This is a genomic window from Leptolyngbya sp. Heron Island J (assembly GCF_000482245.1).
Lineage (GTDB): Bacteria > Cyanobacteriota > Cyanobacteriia > Phormidesmidales > Phormidesmidaceae > Leptothoe.
Map to the genome: position 1 here is coordinate 21,563 of NZ_AWNH01000018.1, position 6,411 is coordinate 27,973.

Sequence of the window (6,411 nt, forward strand, 5' to 3'; positions counted from 1 at the left end):
AGCTACGAAGTTAAACAGCTTGTTCATATCTTATAGAAGATTGAGTTTACCCACTTAGTCGATCAAGGACTGGTCAGGTCGCTTTAGAGCCTTGAGACTTGACTGCTGCAGACAGCTGCTTCATTGCTTCGCCCTCATGCTTCCGTCCGCCACTATGGAGAATGTGTGTAACCCTATGTAAAGATGTTTATATGTATTGTGTCGGCAGCATTAGCAGCAGACATGTGACTGGAGTAAAGCTTAATGACGCTTCCTTTGCCCATGCGTGCAACAGGAAACCTGTTGAAATTAGCAGGCAACATCACCCTGGATGCCCAACATCTAAAAAAATCCTATGGTCGTGGTAAGCAGCGGTTTGATGCGGTACGTGATGTTTCCCTGCGTATTAGTGCGGGCGAAGTGTTAGCCTTTCTCGGCCCCAATGGTGCCGGTAAAACCACGACTATCAAGATGATTGGCGGTTTGGTCCGTCCCGATGCTGGTCAGGTCCGGATTGACGGGCTAGATCCTCATCAGCAATCCATGGCCCTCAAGCGTGTAGGTGCGGTTTTAGAAGGTAACCGCAATTTGTATTGGCGATTAACGCCTTTGGAAAACATTGAGTATTTTGGTGGGCTGCGGCAGGTCCCCCGCCAGGTAGCGCGCCAGCGGGGGGAACAGCTGCTAGAACAATTTGGCCTCAGTGATAAACGTAAAACACCTGTCCAAAAACTGTCGCGCGGTATGCAGCAAAAGCTAGCCATTGCCGTCGCTTTAGTCCATCAGCCAACGCTGTTGTTATTGGATGAACCCACCCTGGGGTTGGATGTGGAGGCTAGCGAAACCGTTAAGACGCTAGTGAGAGATATCGCCGCCGCTGGCTGTGGTATTTTGTTGACCACCCACCAGTTAGATGTGGCCGAAGAACTCTCCGATCGAGTGGCCATTATCCGCCAGGGTCAAATTATTGCAGAGCAACCTACCCATGAGCTGATCCGACAGTTTTCGGGAAGTGCCTATCACATTGACTGTGGCCAGCCTATTGACATTGAGCGTGCAAAAAAAATTATGGTCCTGGGCGGGACAGTGAGTGACAACCAGGTACATTTTCCAGGTGATGCACTCTATGAGCTATTGGATATTGTACGACCTTTACCCATCAGAGAGATTCGACAAGATCGAGCCGATTTGACCGATGTTTTTCTATCCTTAATGCGGGATGTTGAGTCAGAGCAGAGTTAACCTGGGTCACAGCCTTATCTAGATGACCAGAAGAGATGGCAGAGATGACGGTGTCCACTAGTACTCTGTGGCGTAGGTTTTCCCACTGTCTGTGGATGAGTCGATGGGTGGATGGGTGGATGAAATAGCTGCTAAATTTCTGCCATCTGCTCTAGCTTTTCTCCATGTCATCGGAGCCAATGGCTGAGCACCCTAGTGTATGGTGGTATCAATCTTAATCTAGGGATGATGGGTTACACGACCTGGCTGGATTTTTCTTCTAGTTGTTCAGTAATGCTAGAAAACAATTCCAGTGCAGCCTCCAGGTCCTCGGCAATTTCTAGGGCTAGTACATCTGGGTCGGGCAAGTTTTCTGAATCTTCCAGGCTTTCGTCACGAAGCCAGAAAATATCCAGGTTGGCTTTGTCCCGTTGTACCAGTTCATCATAGGTGAAGGCTTTGAATTGTTCGGTTTCTTTGCGATCGCAACGGTTTTCAACGTTATAGCACTGGATAAAGTCTTGCAGGTGTGGGTAGCGTAGGGGGTTGGTTTTAAGGGTGAAGTGTTGGTTGGTGCGCAGATCGTAGATCCAAAGTTTTTCGGTCCAGGGGGTATCACTGGCGGGTTTGCGGTCAAAGAAGAGCACGTTAGCTTTGACTCCCTGGGCGTAGAAGATGCCAGTGGGCAGACGCAATAGGGTGTGGACGTCACACTCTTGCAGGAGCTCACGGCGGACGGTTTCGCCTGCACCGCCTTCAAAGAGAACATTATCAGGAACAACAACAGCGGCTCTACCATGCATTTCTAGCAAGGTTTTTACATGCTGTAAAAAGTTGAGCTGTTTGTTAGAGGTGGTGGCATAGAAGCCGTCGCGTTCGTAGGTGAGGGTTTCTTTTTTGGCTTTGCCTTCTTCGTTAAAGATGGTGATGCTGCTCTTTTTGCCGAAGGGGGGATTGGTGAGCACCATTTTGAAGTAGTCGCCAGGGTGGGACAGTAGGCTGTCTTTGGCTTCGATGATAGTTTCGTTGTTTTTGCCTTCGATGCCGTGGAGGTAGAGGTTCATGGCGCAGAGGCGGACGACGCTGTCGGCGACATCATTGCCACGAAAGGTGTTGTAGCGGAGGAAGCGTTTTTGGGCTTTGTCCAGGGGGTAGGTTTTGGTGAGATAGTCGTGGGCGACGAGGAAGAATCCGCCGGTACCGCAGGCGGGGTCGCAGATGGTTTCGCCCGGTTGAGGGCGCATGACTTCCACCATGGCCTGGATCAGGGGGCGGGGTGTGAAGTACTGTCCGGCACCGCTTTTGGTGTCTTCGGCATTTTTCTGGAGCAGCCCTTCGTAGATGTCGCCTTTGACGTCGGTGTCGAGGCCGATCCAGGTTTCTTCGTTGATGAGTTTGAGCAGGCGTTCGAGTTTGGCGGGGTCCTGGATTTTGTTTTGGGATTTGCGAAAGATGACGCCGAGGAGTCCCTGGGATTTGCCGAGGGTTTCCAGGGTTTTACGGTAGTGATCTTCTAGGAGTGTTCCGGCTTTGGTTAGTAGGGTTTGCCAGCTGTTTTTTTTGGGGATGATGGCGGTTTTGCCGAGCAGGGTGGTTTGCTCTTCGGCCATTTTGAGGAACAGCAGGTAGGTGAGCTGTTCAACGTAGTCGCTATAGCTGACGCCATCGTCGCGGAGGACGTTGCAGTAGTTCCAGAGTTTTTGGACGATAGAGGCAGATTCGTTAGGCATTAGGGGCAACTAGCTGGCGGTACGGGCGACTCTATCAGATGAGTGGACCTGGTTAGTAAGAAATGTGGTGATGTCTTGGATTAGGGAATGCTGGCGCAGAGTCTGACGTGTTTGCTCAGTTAGCTGGCTGAGAGTAGCTTGGATAAACTGAATAGCACCTTCAGGGTGTTGGTTTAATAGTTCTCTGGGTTGCTTTTGGCCGAGTTGCCATTCTAAGTCAGTGAATTGACGACCGATGAGTTGTTCAAACAGGGGGCGATCTTGTAAGAAGACGGCCTCAATCGTTGGTATGGCTTGCAAAATTTTATAGGGGGTACCCACCGCAGCACTGTGGGTTAAAAATTCCAGGTCTTGCTGATAGCTATGGATAGCGTCGGGGTTACTGGTATCGGCATCGATAACTAGTAAAACGGGGAGATGCCGATCTAGTAGAAGGCTGCGGGCCATGGTTTCTGCACCGTACTTGCCTTCTCCGTTGATAAATTTGACATCCTCTAACAGGGTTTTATCTAGCAGTGCTCGGAGGATTTCGGCATCAGACGGTCCTTCAACAACGATATATGCTTTAGTCATAGGGTTTTGGCCTCCTCCGGTCTGGGGTCGTAGTCGGGTTTACCTTTTTCGATGCAGACGCGATATTTTCTGATCAACGATTGCCGCATGCAGCTTTTTTCCAGGGCATAGGTGATTTCGCTGCCGTTCCAGAGTAAAATCATTTGGGGGCTGAGGTACTGAGCCAGGATGGATGCAGGTGGTGTGAACCCGCTGCGGCTGAAAACTACTCCAATTGTAGAAGCATGACGGCGGAGTAGCTGATTGCGCATTTTGGCGATGGGTTCGACGTTGAGAGGCTCGGTCTGGTCTTTGGCTTCGATCAAGCAGGTAAGACCATCGCAATAGACAACACCGTCGATTTGCTCGACGGTTTGGTTTTCGTCAGTGAATGCATACTGCGAGGTCATGTCGCTTAGTTGGACACCGTAGGGATAGGTGATGTCTGCTCCTTCGAGTTGAAAGGCACGTAGAATAAAGTATTCGAAGGCTTTGCCAGGTGCCCAGTCGGGGGTGTCGCGATCTTGAATTGATTGCCAGAATTGGAGTAGTTCTGGCCGCTCGTACGTTTCAATTCTGGCTTGGTAGTCGGCAGCACTGGGCATGGGCAGAGTAATGCTCTACAAGCTCTCCTGATTCTGGGTTGCTAGACTTTGATCATCTGGATTATTCCCTGGCGTGCCAACCTTTATACTCAATTGCACCATTAATTCATCGTCATAAATTGCAGCTTGCCAGTTGTGTGCTGACTTAATTTGCTCAATAGTTAAACCGCAAGTACCTTTGAGGTTAGCTCCTTTCAAATTCGCACCTTCTAGAAGGCAATTACTAAAGTCAACACCTTTCAAATCGGCCTCTTCAAGGCTAGCTCCATTTAGGTTGGCTTTATTGAATTTAGCGTTGGTCAGTATCGCTTTCCAAAAACGAGCATTTCGTAAATTTGAGCGATAAAAGTTAGCTTCTCTCAAGTCAGAGCAGACGAATCTTGCATTGCTATGGTCATCTTTATAAAAAGAAATACCCCTAAGATCAGAATAGCTAAAGTAGAGAGATAATCCTTCTGGATCGAGATTGGTGTTTCGTCGACCAATAACCATGATTGCTGACTCAATATCTTTGTCATAAGTGATTGGAGTTTGAGCTATCTTTTCATCAGCTTCTAAGCTTCTTTGATCGCGTACAAATGCAGCCAGTACTTCCATGATGCTCCAGTAGTCACGAGGAGAATCCTGGGCAATGCGTTCTAAAGCATAGATGCCACCGATACGGACAGCAGTTTGCTCATGGCCAAGTTGTTCAACTGCAATGGAGAAACGCTCAGTAATATTATGCTCTTGGGAGGCGGCTAGCTGTCGGCGGGAGAGGACAATATTCCAGAAGATGGCGATGCCGCCGACAATGGTGGCTATGGTTTGAATTAGGGTAATGCCTGCTTGGGAGCGGTCTTTGGGGTCTAGGTTTTGCCAGTTTTGGTAAATGTCAATGCCGGTGGGGAGGCCGATGGTAACGGCACAGATGACACCTAGAATTAGACCAACTGGGCCAATCCATTGATCACAGTTTTGGGTAACTCTCCTGAGCAATTGGTTGATGCTTGATGATTTGCGGTTCATGAAGCCTGCTCCTCGTTAGACGCATCGGTGATCTCTAGCTGTTTTGTCTTAGCAGTTTTTCGAGATTTCTTTTTCTTAGGCGTTGCCTTTCGCTTCTTACTTTTTGCTTCCTGCTGTACTTTTTCTGCCTGGATACGTTCTAGGAGTAATGAAGCTGGCTCATCATTGGGATCTTGGGTAACTAGCTTGCCTTCAAAGGCTTTTTTGAGAATGCTTTGACGGAGTTTTTCAGCACGCTTGAGATTTTTATCGAGGAGTTGCTCTATTGCATTGATAATTGAAAACTCTTTTTCGATTTCGTCAACAATGAATTTTTGTGCAGATAAAGGGGGCAACGGGATAGGTATTGAGGCCACCTTTGAAAGGCTTAGTGTATGCAGACCAGAGGTTGAGCTTGCTACACGTGTAATGTGTTTCCGTCGGGACTGTCCATAATTTTGTGTAAGCGATCTATCATCCATGTACATTAGGAGATCGCCTCATGGCCCGTAAGAAGAAAGAACCGAATCGCGTTGATGAATTACTAGACGAACTACTGGAAGACTGCGCCACCCCTGAGGATATTTTGGGCGAGTCGGGTCTGATGAAGCAAATCAAAAAGCGCCTGGTGGAACGCGCCTTAGCGGGAGAACTCAATCATCATCTTGAATCGAGTCCAGCGGATGAGCAGCCAAGAAATAGTCGCAATGGCAGCTCGAAGAAAACGGTGCAATCGGAGGACGGTGAACTGGAACTGTCCATCCCTCGCGACCGCAACAGCAGCTTTGAACCGATACTGGTGCCCAAACATCAGCGTCGATTAGCCGGACTCGATGAAAAGATCTTGGCGCTGTATGCCCGAGGGATGAGCACTCGTGACATCAGTGCCCAGCTCAAGGAATTATATGGGGGAGCCACGATATCAGCGTCGGTGATTAGCGAGGTGATTGATACCGTTAGCGACGATGTCAAAGCCTGGCAGGCCCGTCCCCTCGACGAGCTCTACCCAATCGTTTATCTCGATGCCCTGTACGTGAATATCAAAGTGTCAGGCCGTGTAAGCAAACGAGCGGTGTACGTGGTCCTGGGCATTGACCGAGAGGGCGAGAAACAACTGCTGGGTCTATGGATAGGCGAAGCCGAAACCGAGGGTGCTAAATTCTGGTTGAAAGTGCTCACCGACCTGAAAAATCGAGGATTGAAGGATATTCTGATTGCCTGTTGCGATGGGCTTAAAGGCTTTCCCAACGCCATCGAAGCGGTGTATCCCAAAACGCAAATACAGCTCTGCATTGTTCATCTGATGCGCAACTGCATGAAGTATGTCCCTTGGAAAG

Annotated in this window: 7 protein-coding genes; 2 read left to right on the forward strand and 5 right to left on the reverse strand. The window is 49.1% G+C overall.

The genetic code is table 11. The annotated features are described in order from the left end of the window. Positions 1–243: 243 nt before the first annotated feature. A complete protein-coding gene (locus N836_RS45770) occupies positions 244–1,221 on the forward strand; it encodes an ABC transporter ATP-binding protein (RefSeq protein WP_023071371.1) in 978 nt (325 codons plus the stop codon). A gap of 233 nt (positions 1,222–1,454) precedes the next feature. On the opposite strand, the gene N836_RS45775 is transcribed toward N836_RS45770, so the two are convergent. The 5 genes from N836_RS45775 to N836_RS45795 are packed head-to-tail and all read right to left on the reverse strand — an operon-like array spanning position 1,455 to position 5,556. Then, positions 1,455–2,930 carry a class I SAM-dependent DNA methyltransferase gene (locus N836_RS45775; RefSeq protein ID WP_023071372.1) on the reverse strand — a complete coding sequence of 492 codons (1,476 nt, stop codon included), beginning with the start codon at positions 2,928–2,930 and terminating at the stop codon, positions 1,455–1,457. A gap of 9 nt (positions 2,931–2,939) precedes the next feature. Beyond that, complete coding sequence (locus N836_RS45780) at positions 2,940–3,503, reverse strand: hypothetical protein (RefSeq protein ID WP_023071373.1); 564 nt, start codon at positions 3,501–3,503, stop codon at positions 2,940–2,942. Continuing rightward, on the reverse strand, positions 3,500–4,087 hold the full coding sequence (locus tag N836_RS45785) for a restriction endonuclease (RefSeq protein ID WP_023071374.1): 588 nt from the start codon (positions 4,085–4,087) through the stop codon (positions 3,500–3,502). Before N836_RS45785 ends, N836_RS45780 begins: the two co-directional genes overlap by 4 nt. 15 nt (positions 4,088–4,102) lie before the next feature. After that, positions 4,103–5,095 carry a pentapeptide repeat-containing protein gene (locus N836_RS72940; protein WP_023071375.1) on the reverse strand — a complete coding sequence of 331 codons (993 nt, stop codon included), beginning with the start codon at positions 5,093–5,095 and terminating at the stop codon, positions 4,103–4,105. After that, a complete protein-coding gene (locus N836_RS45795; RefSeq protein WP_161634937.1) occupies positions 5,092–5,556 on the reverse strand; it encodes a hypothetical protein in 465 nt (154 codons plus the stop codon). Before N836_RS45795 ends, N836_RS72940 begins: the two co-directional genes overlap by 4 nt. Before the next feature lie 20 nt (positions 5,557–5,576). Between N836_RS45795 and N836_RS45800 the strand changes: the two genes are divergently transcribed. Then, the coding region (locus tag N836_RS45800; protein ID WP_023071377.1) for an IS256 family transposase at positions 5,577–6,411 on the forward strand (835 nt) is incomplete at its 3' end.